Consider the following 14,271-nt stretch of genomic DNA (forward strand, 5'->3'; position numbering starts at 1 on the left):
TGAAAGGTAAAAGGGAAGATATGAAACTCTTCCTTTTTCCTTGTGCTAAAGCATTATTTCTTAGCAGCGATTTATACTACAGGAGCTTCAGCAGCACTCTTGCCAACTAGCATTGCGGTATTTTCGTCGCTTTCGAGGATACCGAATTCAATCAACAATTCTTCTAGTTCTTCCATTTCGATGGGTGTAGGAATAGCTAGATTCTTGTTGTCAATGATCTTTGTAGCCAATGTCCGGTATTCGTTAGCTTGGTTGCTTTCTGGTGCGTACTCGTTAACAGTCATCCGGCGCAATTCTGCGTGTTGAACGATGTTGTCACGGGGTACGTAGTGAATCATTTGGGTGTTCAACCGTTTTGCCAAGGTTTCGATCAAGTCGATTTCCCGGTCAGTGTTACGGCTGTTACAAATCAAACCACCCAAACGCACGCCACCAGTGTGAGCATACTTAAGAACACCACGAGCGATGTTGTTAGCAGCATACATCGCCATCATTTCACCTGATGTAACGATGTAGATTTCTTGTGCCTTACCTTCGCGGATAGGCATTGCGAAACCACCGCACACAACGTCACCTAATACGTCGTAAGATACGAAGTCTAAGTTTTGGTAAGCACCGTTTTCTTCTAAGAAGTTGATGGCGGTGATGATACCACGACCTGCACAACCTACACCGGGTTCTGGACCACCAGATTCTACGCAAAGAACGTCACGGAAACCGGTCAGCATCACTTCTTCGAGTTCGATATCTTCTACTGCACCACGTTCTGCGGCGAGGTGAAGAACGGTGGTTTGAGCTTTGCTGTGCAGCATCAAACGGGTGGAGTCAGCTTTAGGGTCGCAACCGACGATGAGGATGCGTTGACCCATTTCTGCCATAGCTGCCAAGGTGTTTTGGGAAGTGGTAGATTTACCGATACCGCCCTTACCGTAGAAAGCTATCTGTCTAATCTTTTCTTCAGTCATGATTCGTATTTCCCTGCAATTGGTTGGTTGGTGGGTATGCGCGTTTGTCAGTTGCGTTCACGCCAGTTGAGCGACAGTAGTGAGCGCGTGTAGAGCATCGTTGGTAGCGTTGGCATAAATGCCTGCTGGGGGCGATCGCTCCACAGCTAAAATGATTGAAAGCAAGTACATATATTTCTTGGTTAAATTTCTTTTCTTTTTGTCCTTAGTCATTAGTCAAATAACTAATGACTAAGAGCTTACGCAATATTACAAATACGTCATAATGTGCTTTAGCTGGAAAGACCAAATAGGACTTGACTTTGTTATTTGTCAACAATCAATGCATCAGTCCTATTACTTGTTCAAAATAGCGGCCTTGAAATTTGAGACGCGCTCTAGTGCAGCTTGGGTGTCTTCTGGCGACTCTCCACGCACAGCCATTGATTCACTTAAAAGCTTGGCGATCTCATCAAAGTGTTGTTGCTGTAAATTCATTCCGGCGTGGGTTTTGTCCATTGGACGACCGGCGTATTGCTTTGGCCCTTCAAATATTTGAGATAAGAAAGCAACTAGATGATTACGTTGCTTCGCCATATCTGTACCAGCAAAAATGGGATTGAGGAGGCTGTCTGTGGCAATGCGTTTGTGGAGTTCATCTACTATTTGTTCAATAGCTGGTTGTCCACCAAGTTTGTCGTACAATGTACTCATATCCTGTTCCTTTGAAGCGAGTTGGATGATGAAATTTGCTTTTTAGGCGCTTAATGTATGAAGCCTATATGCTGTTAGCCGTAATACTGGTAGGACTGATACCAATTCGTAATTCGTAATTTTTAATTCGTAATTAAGAAAGAATTGGTATGAAACATTGAGTGGAGACAATGATTCAATTCAAATCCTACTTTTTGTTCCTGCCTGAATGCATATTAGGGCGTATTTGCAGAGTACGTTAAGTCCTACAGCAATTCCTAAACTGCTTCGACTACAAGGCTCTTGCTGACACGATCTTGTAATCTGGCTTCGATCGCAATTTTTAGAGTTGCTGTACTACTAGAACAGGAACCGCAAGCACCTTGCAGTACAACTTTAACGCGATCGCCTTCTACATCATAGAGTTCTACATCTCCCCCGTCAGCGATGAGTACGGGTCTGACTTCTTCATCGAGAACCTTTTGAATTAGAGCAATCTTTTGGACGTTAGTTAGCGATCGCTCTTTGGACGTAACAATTTCTGTGGCAACTTGTACGCCGTAATTGTTAAGAGCAGGTGAGGCGTATTCCTGTTGAACTGATTTAATTATATCATCAATGTTTGCCAAACAGGAACCGCATCCACCACCAGCTTTCACATAATTTGTTACCTCTTCGGCACCAGTGAGATTATTTTCTAGAACGACGCGGCGAATTTTGGACTCGCTGATCCCAAAGCAACTGCAAACTAACGCGCCTTCATCATCATCATCATGGGTAGCTAAAGGAATGCCACGATAATTGTAGATAGCGGCTTCTAGCGCTTCTTGTCCCATGACAGAGCAGTGCATCTTTGCTTCTGGTAAACCACCCAGGTAATCTGCAATGTCTTTATTGGACACTTTTAGGGCTTCATCTAAGGTTAAACCTTTGACCATTTCGGTTAATGCACTAGAAGATGCGATCGCACTAGTACAGCCGAAGGTTTGAAAGCGAGCATCAAGAATCTTATCAGATTCCACTTCTACTTTCAGGTGCAATCTTAGAGCATCACCGCAAGCAATGCTACCGATTTCTCCCGTTGCAACCTTAACTCCAGCTTCGCTGGTTTCTTCAATTTCTCCCTGATTCTTGGGATCGTAAAACAGTTCTAATACTTTATCGGTGTAGTCCCACATAATGAATTTTAGATTTTAGATTTTGGATTTTAGATTGGGTATTGGGTATTGGGTATTGGGAAAATTCTTACTTAATCCCCAGTCCCCAGTCCCTAGTCTCTAGCGATGCGCCAGTGCTTGTTCTTGTCCTTGCAGCCAACCTGCATTATCATTTTTGAAGGGTGAGAGGGCGCGCAAACGTTCTATAATATTAGGCATTACCTCTATCACTTGATCGATTTCGGCTTCAGTGGTGTAGCGACAAAGACTGAAGCGGATAGAACCGTGCAAAGTTGTGTATGGTAAGCCCATAGCCCGCAGGACGTGAGAGGGTTCCAGAGAACCAGAGGTGCAAGCAGAACCGGATGATGCACAGATACCGTATTTGTTCAATAACAGTAGAATTGCTTCACCTTCGATGTACTTGAAGCCGATATTTGTGGTGTTTGGCAATCTCTGCGTAACGTCACCATTGACTACACAATCGGGAATTTTCGCAAGTAAAGATTGTTCGAGGCGATCGCGCAGCCTTCTTTGTCTTGTGGTCGCTTCTTCTAAGTGTAACAGTTCTAGTTGGGCAGCTTTGCCCAAAGCGATAATTGCTGGAACATTCTCTGTTCCCGCTCTACGTCCGCGTTCTTGGTGTCCCCCAAGAATAAAGGGACGGAACCGAACCCCACGCCGAATATATAAAGCACCAATTCCTTTAGGACCGTGCAGCTTGTGACCAGACAGAGTTAACATATCCACTGTGCTAGTCTTCATATTTAAGGGGATTTTTCCCACAGCTTGCACTGCATCTACATGGAAGATAGCGCCATATTCTTTTACGCGCAACCCAATTTGCTCAATCGGGAAAACCGTGCCGGTTTCATTATTAGCATACATAATTGTCACCAAGGCGGTGTTACCCGTCAAGGAAGCTTCTAGTTCATCTAGATCCAACTGCCCTTGATGATTTACTGATAGATAGGTAACAGTGTAACCTTGGGTTTCTAATTGTTTGCAGACATTGAGTACTGCTGGATGTTCAACTTGGGTGGTGATGATGTGTCGCTTTTCTGGTTGGCTTAACAGTGCGGCTCGAATCGCCGCGTTATCTCCCTCAGTCCCAGAACTTGTGTAAACAATTTCTGACTCATCGGCTCCCAGCATGGCTGCAAGTTGTTCTCTTGCTGTTCTTACTGCTTTACCGACTTGCCCACCAAAGGTATGCATACTGGAGGGATTGCCGTAATAGTCTGTGAGGTAAGGCAACATTACCTCTATAACTTCTGAGTCTACCTTAGTGGTGGCATTATTATCGAGATAGATGCAGTTATTTTGCATTGTTGTTTTCAATTACGAATTACGTTAGCGAACGCGAGTGCGTCTCGTAGAAAAGCTTTAGCGACGAAAGAGCGTCATTACAAATTACGAATTACTTAAACTTCTGCTTTGATTGATTGGGGTTGACGCTTTTGCAACTGTTGTGAGTATGTCTGGCTATAACGGTCAAACCAACGTTCCCAGTAATCTTGTTTATTTGTTAATTTAGAAACTACGCGGTTGTAATTGGCAAACCAGCCTTCCCAGTAATCGCTAGGCTGTTTAACGCAACCGTCGCAGGTAGGACAACCAGCTTTACACTGAGGCACGGTATGAATGCTACCAACGCAGTTTGTACAAAGTTCAGCGTCAATCCAGTGCTGTCCATCAATCACTTTAACTGCATTTGTGGGACATACAGATAGACAGAGATTGCAGGAAATACACTGGCTAGTAAGAATTTTGTAAGCCATGATTTATTCTCCTTTTTAAATAAGGGGCGTTGGGCATTAGGGATTGGGTACTGGGTACTGGGTACTGGGTACTGGGTACTGGGTATTGGGAAATTCTTCTTTAATTCCCAGTCCCCAGTCCCTATTCCCTAATTTCCTAATTCCTTAACGTATTGCTCGTAAAACTCCAAAGCAACCTTCTCAATCACGTCGTAAGCTTCAACACTCTGTATTCCAGCTTCTTGCAATTTTTCTTGAGGACTGTTACCAATCTTGGAGACTAAAACTGCTTTGCAATCTGCGATCGCTTTCATTATATGCTCAAAAGAAGCTTCCTCGCCGTATCCACCTTGGCAGTATTGGTCAATTTTGCGATGACCGACAAAGTGAGCTTCGTTTCCATCCACTTCGTAAATTTGGAATTCTTTAGCATGACCGAAGTGTTGGTTGACCAATCCGCCGCCTTTGGTTGCTACTGCAACTAGGATTTTAGGACTATTGGCAACTTTCTTTTTGGTTAACGCCTTGTCTTTGGCTACTTTAAGTTCTTCTTTAAACTTCTCAATACCGTCGTGAACTTCTTGGCGTTTCTCCATGTCATATTCTGGAGCCATTTCCAAGAATTTCTCTTTGGAAAATTCTTGGCTGCGGTCTTCTCCCAATAATCCGACTGCATCGGCACGGCACTGGCGACAGTGACGCATCATTTTCATGTTACCGGAGCAATTGTCTTGAACTTCTTTGAGTTCTTTGGGTGTGGGACCGCGTTGACCGATTAAACCGAAGTGTGTGCCATGTTCTGGTGCAGAAATTAATGGCATGATGTTGTGCAAGAATGCACCTTTTTCCCGAATGACTCGATTTACTTCAACTAAGTGCTGGTCATTAATTCCGGGAATCATTACAGAGTTGACTTTGCACAAGATGTCAGCATCTTTGAGGGCTTGCAATCCTTCCATCTGTCTTTCGTGGAGAATTTTTGCGCCTTCCAGACCTCTGTAACGCTTGCGTTTGTAGTGAACCCAAGGATAAATCTTAGCACCGATCTCTGGATCTACCATGTTAATGGTGATCGTAACGTGATCTATATTTAATTCTTTGATGCGATCGACGTAATCGGGCAACATCAAACCATTGGTTGATAAGCACAGCTTAATATCTGGTGCTTGCTCTGCAATCAACTCAAATGTGCGGAAAGTCTTATCTGGGTTTGCCAGAGGGTCGCCAGGGCCGGCAATTCCCACAACTGTCATTTGAGGAATTTTGCCGCCAATGACCAAAGCTTTGTGTGCTGCTTGTTCTGGTGTTAGCAATTCGCTAACTACTCCAGGACGGCTTTCGTTAGCGCAATCATATTTACGGTTGCAATAGTTGCATTGAATGTTGCAAGCGGGAGCAACTGCAACGTGCATCCGGGCGTAGTGGTGATGAGCGTCTTCGCTGTAGCAGGGATGTTTAGCAATGCGTTCTTCGAGCGTTTCATCCCTTTCCACGGTGGCGCTGCTGGTGCTGTCGCAGCCGCAACCACCTGATTTTGCTTGGGTTGGCGATTCCGTGGTGGGAGAGTTAAGGAGTCGTTTAGACGATGATGTCATTGAGTTTCGCAAAAGGTCGGTGGACTTGGCTGCCACTGTGGGAGATGCTGTTGCTACTCTCTATGCCTTGGAATTGAAGTCGCGTCTTCCACACTGCCTGCAAACCCTTGGGTTCGGGTGACTTGTTTTCAAGTAAAGCAGGCGATGAATCTTTTGATGTTCGGCTGGTGTGTGTCAATGTTCGGTTCTTGGGTAGAATTTGTGCCCTAAGCCGCGACTTCTATTCACTTCAGGCATGGTGCTATGTCATCCCTCCACTTACTCTTCGCTTTGTTTTGGAGCGTTAAGTAATTGGCGATATAAGATTTATAGCAGCCGTCTCCTAGACAGACAGCGCGTCTATCTAGGATAGAATTTATTGGATTTATTACGCTTGTACTCAAATAATAAAAATCCTAATTCTTCAAGGATTACAAGAATTAAAAAATTTTTTTCCGGGTAGGGGTTCTAGTATTTTTTAGTTGGGGTTCTAGTGTTTCTAGACAGGGGTTCAGGATTTATTTGTACTCAGCCACAACCCAACCCCAGCAAGGACTTTATCTAACTTAAAACTGGGTTTGGGTTATTTAAATGTGTACTCAGATTGCCCTCTAATTCCATCACAAGCAATGAATGCCAAGGGTTTGAGGGTGAAAAACTGGAGTAGTCTATATCTTTTTACTCCAGAAAAAAAGCGAAATTCAATTCTGTATCTAACATATCATTTTTTTCAGGGTAAAAATGCACTTTATATTTATTTAATTTTCCTTTGAGAATAATGTTCAATTATGCCTTTAAGCCTTATCTGGTAAGCCGCATGAGCTAATAGAAACAGATGTATTGTTGCACATATTTTTCAAAAAGTTTAACTTTCAACACCTTTTTTTGATTTCCCCAATGAGGACATGGGTAAGAAACTCTCAGATTTTGTGTTTAAGAGAAACAACAAACTATAATTTAACATGATTGAGCGATCGCAATGAATTTTCTGAATTGCTCACTACAAACCTTAGCAAAAAAATTTCCTTTCTGACATACGATTTAAAGAGCGATCGCATCTTAAGCAACTACATCGCCAGTGTAAGGTCTTAACTCCGGTGGATGAAAGCCAAAGGCGATATTGGTACAGCAAAATTACCTCGACTGCGCTCACTACAAGTCAGTGACCATCGTAGACATCGCTACACTAGATTTATCAGGAAAAACAGGCTGTCTGAGTTAATTCAGCAAAATAGGGTAGCAGGAGGAATGTAATGAAAGCAGTCCTTATCCGTCGATATGGCGCGGCTAATGTGTTGCAATACGAAGAGGTGCAGCAGCCAAAAATTGAGCCAACGCAGTTACTTGTGAAAGTTCGTGCTAGTAGCGTTAATCCCATTGATTGGAAAATTCGCAAAGGGATGTTAAGTTTGATTGCCGGCAGCAAATTTCCGAAGATTCTGGGGCTTGATGTGGCCGGAGATGTCGTAGCAGTTGGTTCTGGTATCACCCGTTTTAAAGTAGGAGATGCTATCTATGGCAGTACTAGCTTCCCTGGAGGAGGTTACGCGGAGTTTGCAGCCATCCCAGAAAACTTGGCGGTGCTTAAACCAACGAATCTATCTTATGAAGAAGCTGCTGCTGTGCCTTTAGCAGCACTCACAGCTCTGCAAGCGCTGCGAGATCAAGGAAATATTCAAACAGGACAAAATGTTTTAATTAATGGTGCTGCGGGTGGTGTAGGGACTTTTGCAATCCAAATTACTAAGGCTTTAGGCGCACAGGTTACGGGAGTTTGCAGTACCAAAAACTTGGATTTAGTAAAATCTTTAGGAGCAGAGCGCGTGATTGATTATACGCAACAAGATTTTACCGCAGATACAGCGCAGTATGACATTATTTTTGATGCAGTGGGTAAGCGATCGCTCTCTCAAACCAAAAAAGTCCTCAAACCCAACGGAGTTTATATCACCACATTACCCAGTCCTGAAGTCTTGTTAGAAAGCGTCTTAACAGCGTTGCTTCCCGGTCAGAAAGCGAGATTTCTCTTTGAGAAACCTAACGTTAAAGACTTGCTTTTTCTTAAAGAATTAATTGAAGCTGGTAAAATTCGTGTGGTAATTGATCGCACATATCCCTTGCAAGAACTAGCAGCAGCTCATAGGTATAGTGAAACTGGGCGTGCAGTGGGGAAAATTGCGTTGGCGCAGCCCGTCGTAGACATCGCAGTTTCTAATTGACTTTCCAAACAGGTATAGCAAAGTGCTGTTAGCGTCAGCGGGGCGTTTAGCCCGTGCTGAGTAAAAACCCAGTTTTATAGCAAGCGAATTAAAGGTTAGGACATCTTGAAAGCCTGGATGTTAGAAACAGTAATGTTTTACCTCCTGCCTTCTCCCAAGGGGAGACGCTAAAAGCGATCTGCCTTCTGCCTCCTGCCTCCTGCTATATCTGGGTTTTGAGCGCTCAACACAGTCCTAACCTATGTGACTATGGCGTGTAGGAGAGCTTATAGATAGTGCCGCTGTAGTCATCCGAAATTAACAAATTACCTTGTTGGTCTACTACCATATCCACGGGTCGCCCCCAGGTTTCTTGCGTTGCTGGAACTACCCAACCAGTGACTAAATCTATCTCGTCCTCTGGGGTCTTTGTCGTACTGTTCCAAGGAAAGTAAGCTATTTTATAGCCCGTTTTCTGCTGCCGATTCCATGAACCATGCAGTCCTGTCACTACCCCATTTGAGTATAGACTGGGAAAGTTGGTATTTTGTAAGAATGTTAGTCCCAAGGGAGCCGAATGGGCTTGGATACCTTTGCTAATCCTGTCCATTGCACTACAACTAACCTTTCCATCACCATTGAACTGATAGTCCCAGTTAAATGGCATATTGTTGAGGTTGTTTGACGTGTCAGGATTGGGATTGCAGAATGGCCAACCGTAGTTACCGCCATCTCGGACTTTCGTGAACTCCTCTGGTGGGTGGTTGTCTACGTAGGAGGGGATAACCTTACCGTAATTGTTATTGCTATCTTTGAAGGGATAGGCGATATCATCTCGATTATTAACGACTACCCAAAGGTCATTTGTGCCAGGTAAGAATGCTAACCCTTCAGCATTACGTAAACCTTGGGCAAAAAGTCGCTGATTCGTTCCATTAGCGTTGTACTGGTAAATTGCACCGCGTTTTGGAGTACTAACAGTATCTCCCTTACAGGCATTACATGTAGAAGCAATCGACACGTACAGTTTGTGGTTGGCATCAAGTGCGATATTTTTCAGTTCGTGACCATAAGCGCCTTTGAGTTCCTGTGTGCTTTTGTCTGGTAAGCCAGTTACAACGATTTGACGATTTTTGGCAATTAAGTCTCCAGTGTTGTAGATGAAGCGGTTAATTTGATGAGTCTCAGAGATATAAATGTATGTGGTGTTGTCAATCTTATGAAACACAATGTCGTGTGGTTTGCGTAAACCCGTCACGAAGTCAGAAATAATTGGGTCTTTGCTGCCATTTGGCCGGACAATTAACACTTTACCTGAGCTGGGCTGTGATACTAGAAGATCCCCATTGGGAGCAACTGCCATAAAGCGAGCTTTGTCAATGCGAGCATAAACTGAAATGGAGAAATTGGGCGGCACTTTCAAGTAACGGTTAATATTAAACGGCCAAAAGGTCATTGTACCAGGCACTTTCAGCTTGGTTTCAACAGACGCAGGGGGCGGTTGGCCGATCGCTGCGATCGTCAGAACCTCTAAGGACATTAAACTAAGTAGTGATGCGCATAGTATGCGTTTGAGCATCTGTGTTGGTTTTAGAGCAAATGCAACCATTTTGAATTTCCCTCTAGCCTGGTAGTGATCTATATTACACGTAACTCTCAGCTAGTCGGCTTGACCAAGAGTTTGAACAAAGCTAACTCAGAGATATTATTTTTTTTTAACACTTAAAATATCTTTATCTACTGCTATTTTTTCTAACTCATCAAAAAATGGGTGAACCAAGAGTTATAAACACAGACAAAGCGATCGCATCTACAAACCAAAAGATTCCTCAAGCTATCCAGCCCAGAAAGCATTGTGCAGAGGGTCTTTACAGCGTTACTTCTTGGTCAAACAAAAAAAATATTGAAGTAGCGATTGTACAATAATTAATCTCCGAGTTTTATAGTCAACAAATTGTTTTTATCCTTGATGTTTTACACTGTCAAAAAAACTGTATTGCTAATCATCAATAGTGGTAATGACTACCTGATTGGATTAAAAGAAAATCAACTTAAACTTTATAAAATGGCTCAAACCCAATCAAAACAGGATACTCACTTCCAATTAAAAGCAATTATCCAAAAATTTTTTTCATATCTTAGATGTTGATTTGCTGCCTCTGGGTTAAACACATGGCAATTCCCTTTTCGTAGTAAGCTGCCTCATTAATAAATATTGGCCAAACAGTAGATGTACCTTCATAAACAATTGTTTTATAGTCAAAAGTTATAAAAATTGGATCTCCTGGGTTCAATGCTTGATAATCTTTATCCTGAAGCTCTGGATGAATCATTCCAAAGATTGTACCATCGGTTTTTTTTGGGTAGTCCACAACTGATAAATGGTCATAGAGAATCAAAGTTTCACTATTTGATGGAATTTTACCCTGCTTAAACTGTTCTAGGTAGTCTATAAGCGCACAAACAAGTTCCTCTGTTTGCTGGAACAGCGTCGCTTTTAAGAGTCCTTGGGCAATTGGGCCAACCTCGAACGCAAAGCCTAATTCGCACAGAGAATTTACAAATGGGTTTTCTGCAATTGATTTAAAAGAGCAGCGATAAACCCTAACTAAAGGATTAAGCTGGCTCAGATAAGCAGCTAATTTTAAGTTGAAGGGATGACTGTTATCAAGAATAATTGTCAGACCCATATTAGCTGTACTGCTGTGCAAGTCTAAAATGAAATCTGCTTGTTTATCCCCATTTGATGCTATGGTATCCTGAATTAATTTAGCCTGCAATTCTTCGTAACTATTCAGAGTTGGATCTTGTAAATCTTGCTTGAGAAAACAGCGATTTAAATCTTTTTCTAAATATCGTCTCCCGGCGGCAAAAGCATTGGGATTTGCTAACAGAGTGACTGTCTGAAAACTCGGTCTAGTAATTAAATCGGGAAACTGGGCAAATTTCTGGATTAGGTAGGCTCCTGTAAACTCATTGCCATGAGTTCCACCGACAATTGCAACCCGATTAATCTGATTCATGAAGCATTTCCCTTGCCGATGCGATCGCGATCGTGTGGTTGATTAAGATAGGACATATCAGGCCCATTGGGGATAATTCCGCCGGGATTAAGTGGAAATAGGTTTCCATAATAGTCCCGCTTCACACTTTCTACGTCGCAAGTATCAGCCACACCTGGAAGCTGATACAAGTCACGTAAATAAGCTCCGAGATTCTCATAGTCTCGAATTCGCTGCCGATTGCATTTAAACAGCCCATAGTAGGCACTATCAAACCGAAATAATGTGGTGAATAAACGTACATCTGCAAGTGTGAGATGTTCGCCGCAGAGATAACGATTAGTCTGTAATGCAAGTTCAATTTCATCGAGAGTTGCAAACAGTTCATTACAGGCTTGATTATATGCTTCTTGAGTTTGGGCAAAGCCGCAGCGATACACACCGTTATTTACTGCGTGATAAATCTTTTCATTCCACCAGTCAATTTTCTCTTTAAGTTCTTCTGGGTAAAGATTTAGCGTCGGATTGTTGGCGAACTCCTTAAACTCCGAGTTCAGCATGACGATAATCTCTGAACTCTCATTATTGACGATAGTTTTTGTTTGGTTATCCCATAATACTGGTACTGTAGAGCGTCCACTATAACCGGGTTCTGCCTTCTGATAAAATTCAGCCAGTGTACGACAACCTTCTTCTTCTTGGTTAAATATCCAACCGCCTTCAATGGGAGAAGGAGAGACGACACATACTGATATTACCGCTTCGAGTTTTTTGAGCGATCGCACAACCAAGGTTCGATGTGCCCAAGGACAGCCCAGCCCAACATAGAGTTTGTAGCGCCCAGCTGCTGGTGGGTGTGGATTCCCTGATTCTGTGCCGATGAACTTGCGAAACTGGCTATTAGGACGAATATATGCTCCTGACTGATTGCGAGGAGCAAGATTTGACATCATTATCTGCCACATAGTTGTCCAGATAAACTTTCCTAGCCAGATAATCAGCTTGGGAGGAAGCGACTTGCCTTTCTTCTTGGGGAGATTTTTATCGTCATCCATTGGAGTTGAGTTAGTCATGGCGACAATTTTGCTTTAGGAGCGATTAAAGTTAGCACTAATATGCTGTTAAGTTTATAGTCAGTAGGTTTCCATACCTACACGCACCTTGAGATTTCTTACTTTAACTTTACTACGCTTTGCCTGAACTGTTGGATCTATATTGTCGATACTGATATCGCCTCAACGCTTCTTTTTGCCCAGATTATCAAAAATTAAAAATAGTTTATTCCGTTTCAGAATCTCTATCCATTTTGTAAGCCTGTAATAAATATTCTCCATTGAAGTGAATGAGATGAGTAGAATCTTCCGCAACCCAAACATCGGTTTCCCAAGCAATTTCAGCCAAATACTCTACCATCGCTTTCCGACTTAAAAAGCTTGTTACCATTACAACAGGAATTTTTATATGAGCAAAGATAACTTCAAGTTCTTTCTTGCGTTTAGGGTTAATTGGGCCATGAGAAGTTACAGCTTCAATTAAAACTAGCCAATCATTTTTTAGATGATGGATAATCACATCAGGCATTTTTCCGTGAGAATCGATAGTAACGCCTAAATCCTTCAATGCCACTTTATTAAAATGCGCGAACTTTTCATCTGTATCACCAACATAAATTAGTTTTCCTCCAGGTGTAAAACGTTCTGCAAATTCATTAATAATCTTTTCAATTAGAATATTCTGACCACCTGGCGATAGAGTTTTTAACTTTCCTTCAATCACAATAGGGATACGTGATAGTTCCCGCTCCTGAGCATATCGTTTCTTCAAAGTTTCAACTGAGGCAAGGTAAGTATCAAGGCTCTTTTTCCATTCAGTGGTTCCATAAGTACGTAAGAGTTCAAGCGTAGTTTCTTCAATTTGATACACAGTTTTTGGGCTGGTAGTAGGACGACCCGGATCATCTGGATTCGCAATTATTAAAGCTGCCTCTAAGAATTGATGGATAGTTTGGCGGTGAACACCTTCCCGCGAATTAGGTTCATATATTTTGCCATAGTGCTGTGCCATAAATTTCATCATTGGCGTAATTCCCATTAATGGAAATGCAGCAGTTTCCCAAGGATCTGTTGGCTTTAAGTTAAGTAGAGCCAGTAGGGTTAAGGCTGAACGATCATTAAATTGTGCCCGTGGAAGTCCAAGTTCAATTAGTATTTGCGATGCTTCATCAATACGGGTTTTGATTATTAAGGGGTTGTTTTCAGACTGATTGCTCATACTCAGTAACTCTTTTTGCACAAGTTCATCAATTTCTTTCTGTGATGGAAAATGCTCAGTAATGTATAGCCCTACGGTCATTAGCTGCGCTATTGTCGGATATTTTAAATTTCGTAAATCGGTTGCATTAACCTGAGTATGCCCATTAAACAACCGGAAAAATGCATCAACAAGGCTAGAGTTAAGATAAGCAGCAAGACCACGTGCTAAGGTAAGATTAAGTCCTTTTCCATTCTCGTGAAAATAATTCAGGTGATTTTCAAAACCGACCCAAGAACAATTAATTTGGTTGGCATCATATACAACGGCAACAACTCGTTTTGTTTCCTCTTTTGAGGAGAATCTTTTAGTCAAAACATAATGTTCATTTGGTATTAAAAGAGATAGAGTTTGTTCTACATATATCAAAGCTTGGTGTTTTTTGGTTATCTTGGGATACTCAACATATCCTCCTGAAAAATTCAATGGATAAATCAAGGGAACAGTATTTTTGTCTGGTACTAAACACAGATATTCTTTAGCACGAAAATCTACAACACGTCCTGTTGATACAGTTAATTCTATGTCTTTTAATGTACAGCTAAGCTGCTACGCAGCTAAATTTAATAAACAGCATTACCTTTGTTTTTAATCTTACGCTCCCATTTAATAACAAGACCTCCTTCATTTAGC

General features: G+C 42.2%; 14 protein-coding genes. 2 read left to right on the forward strand and 12 right to left on the reverse strand.

Going from position 1 to position 14,271, the window contains the following annotated elements; translation table 11 throughout:
* Window positions 1-71: 71 nt before the first annotated feature.
* The 8 genes from nifH to V7K79_RS23385 form a co-directional block, all read right to left on the reverse strand.
* Window positions 72-965, reverse strand: coding sequence for a nitrogenase iron protein (gene nifH / locus V7K79_RS23350; RefSeq protein ID WP_335050869.1), 894 nt, complete (start codon window positions 963-965; stop codon window positions 72-74).
* Between the two features lie 57 nt (window positions 966-1,022).
* Window positions 1,023-1,178 carry a hypothetical protein gene (locus V7K79_RS23355; RefSeq protein WP_335050870.1) on the reverse strand — a complete coding sequence of 52 codons (156 nt, stop codon included), beginning with the start codon at window positions 1,176-1,178 and terminating at the stop codon, window positions 1,023-1,025.
* Window positions 1,179-1,301: 123 nt separating this feature from the next.
* Window positions 1,302-1,658: a globin domain-containing protein gene (locus V7K79_RS23360; RefSeq protein WP_335050872.1), complete on the reverse strand. Its 357-nt coding sequence runs from the start codon at window positions 1,656-1,658 to the stop codon at window positions 1,302-1,304.
* Window positions 1,659-1,915: 257 nt separating this feature from the next.
* On the reverse strand, window positions 1,916-2,815 hold the full coding sequence (nifU, locus tag V7K79_RS23365) for a Fe-S cluster assembly protein NifU (protein ID WP_335050874.1): 900 nt from the start codon (window positions 2,813-2,815) through the stop codon (window positions 1,916-1,918).
* 99 nt (window positions 2,816-2,914) lie between these two features.
* On the reverse strand, window positions 2,915-4,123 hold the full coding sequence (gene nifS, locus V7K79_RS23370) for a cysteine desulfurase NifS (protein ID WP_335050876.1): 1,209 nt from the start codon (window positions 4,121-4,123) through the stop codon (window positions 2,915-2,917).
* 95 nt (window positions 4,124-4,218) lie between these two features.
* Window positions 4,219-4,575 carry a 4Fe-4S binding protein gene (locus tag V7K79_RS23375; protein WP_335050878.1) on the reverse strand — a complete coding sequence of 119 codons (357 nt, stop codon included), beginning with the start codon at window positions 4,573-4,575 and terminating at the stop codon, window positions 4,219-4,221.
* Between the two features lie 128 nt (window positions 4,576-4,703).
* On the reverse strand, window positions 4,704-6,149 hold the full coding sequence (nifB, locus tag V7K79_RS23380; protein WP_335050880.1) for a nitrogenase cofactor biosynthesis protein NifB: 1,446 nt from the start codon (window positions 6,147-6,149) through the stop codon (window positions 4,704-4,706).
* Window positions 6,133-6,327, reverse strand: coding sequence for a hypothetical protein (locus V7K79_RS23385; RefSeq protein WP_335050882.1), 195 nt, complete (start codon window positions 6,325-6,327; stop codon window positions 6,133-6,135). Before V7K79_RS23385 ends, nifB begins: the two co-directional genes overlap by 17 nt.
* A 1,054-nt stretch (window positions 6,328-7,381) precedes the next feature.
* Here V7K79_RS23385 and V7K79_RS23390 point away from each other — a divergent pair.
* Window positions 7,382-8,347 carry an NAD(P)-dependent alcohol dehydrogenase gene (locus tag V7K79_RS23390; protein ID WP_335050884.1) on the forward strand — a complete coding sequence of 322 codons (966 nt, stop codon included), beginning with the start codon at window positions 7,382-7,384 and terminating at the stop codon, window positions 8,345-8,347.
* Between the two features lie 247 nt (window positions 8,348-8,594).
* Here the strand turns inward: V7K79_RS23390 and V7K79_RS23395 are convergent, their stop codons facing one another.
* Complete coding sequence (locus V7K79_RS23395; RefSeq protein ID WP_335050886.1) at window positions 8,595-9,935, reverse strand: PQQ-dependent sugar dehydrogenase; 1,341 nt, start codon at window positions 9,933-9,935, stop codon at window positions 8,595-8,597.
* A 158-nt stretch (window positions 9,936-10,093) separates the two neighbouring features.
* On the opposite strand from V7K79_RS23395, the gene V7K79_RS23400 reads away from it, so the two are divergent.
* The gene (locus V7K79_RS23400; RefSeq protein ID WP_335050888.1) at window positions 10,094-10,252 is read left to right on the forward strand and encodes a hypothetical protein; all 159 of its coding nucleotides are present in this window, start codon (window positions 10,094-10,096) and stop codon (window positions 10,250-10,252) included.
* A gap of 212 nt (window positions 10,253-10,464) precedes the next feature.
* On the opposite strand, the gene V7K79_RS23405 is transcribed toward V7K79_RS23400, so the two are convergent.
* The 3 genes from V7K79_RS23405 to V7K79_RS23415 form a co-directional block, all read right to left on the reverse strand.
* On the reverse strand, window positions 10,465-11,349 hold the full coding sequence (locus V7K79_RS23405; protein ID WP_335050890.1) for an aspartoacylase: 885 nt from the start codon (window positions 11,347-11,349) through the stop codon (window positions 10,465-10,467).
* Window positions 11,346-12,401: a glutathione S-transferase family protein gene (locus V7K79_RS23410; RefSeq protein WP_335050893.1), complete on the reverse strand. Its 1,056-nt coding sequence runs from the start codon at window positions 12,399-12,401 to the stop codon at window positions 11,346-11,348. Before V7K79_RS23410 ends, V7K79_RS23405 begins: the two co-directional genes overlap by 4 nt.
* Window positions 12,402-12,606: 205 nt before the next feature.
* Window positions 12,607-14,064, reverse strand: coding sequence for a BsuBI/PstI family type II restriction endonuclease (locus V7K79_RS23415; RefSeq protein WP_335050896.1), 1,458 nt, complete (start codon window positions 14,062-14,064; stop codon window positions 12,607-12,609).
* Window positions 14,065-14,271: the final 207 nt, after the last annotated feature.

The sequence above is a fragment of the Nostoc sp. genome (assembly GCF_036917575.1).
Lineage (GTDB): Bacteria > Cyanobacteriota > Cyanobacteriia > Cyanobacteriales > Nostocaceae > Nostoc.

Excerpts from the sequence above, each read along its gene's own strand:
- nifH (WP_335050869.1), bottom strand. The coding sequence starts at position 965 with ATGACTGAAGAAAAGATTAGACAGATAGCTTTCTACGGTAAGGGCGGT.
- V7K79_RS23355 (WP_335050870.1), bottom strand. The coding sequence starts at position 1,178 with ATGACTAAGGACAAAAAGAAAAGAAATTTAACCAAGAAATATATGTAC.
- V7K79_RS23360 (WP_335050872.1), bottom strand. The coding sequence starts at position 1,658 with ATGAGTACATTGTACGACAAACTTGGTGGACAACCAGCTATTGAACAA.
- nifU (WP_335050874.1), bottom strand. The coding sequence starts at position 2,815 with ATGTGGGACTACACCGATAAAGTATTAGAACTGTTTTACGATCCCAAG.
- nifS (WP_335050876.1), bottom strand. The coding sequence starts at position 4,123 with ATGCAAAATAACTGCATCTATCTCGATAATAATGCCACCACTAAGGTA.
- V7K79_RS23375 (WP_335050878.1), bottom strand. The coding sequence starts at position 4,575 with ATGGCTTACAAAATTCTTACTAGCCAGTGTATTTCCTGCAATCTCTGT.
- nifB (WP_335050880.1), bottom strand. The coding sequence starts at position 6,149 with ATGACATCATCGTCTAAACGACTCCTTAACTCTCCCACCACGGAATCG.
- V7K79_RS23390 (WP_335050884.1), top strand. The coding sequence starts at position 7,382 with ATGAAAGCAGTCCTTATCCGTCGATATGGCGCGGCTAATGTGTTGCAA.
- V7K79_RS23395 (WP_335050886.1), bottom strand. The coding sequence starts at position 9,935 with ATGGTTGCATTTGCTCTAAAACCAACACAGATGCTCAAACGCATACTA.
- V7K79_RS23400 (WP_335050888.1), top strand. The coding sequence starts at position 10,094 with ATGGGTGAACCAAGAGTTATAAACACAGACAAAGCGATCGCATCTACA.
- V7K79_RS23405 (WP_335050890.1), bottom strand. The coding sequence starts at position 11,349 with ATGAATCAGATTAATCGGGTTGCAATTGTCGGTGGAACTCATGGCAAT.
- V7K79_RS23410 (WP_335050893.1), bottom strand. The coding sequence starts at position 12,401 with ATGACTAACTCAACTCCAATGGATGACGATAAAAATCTCCCCAAGAAG.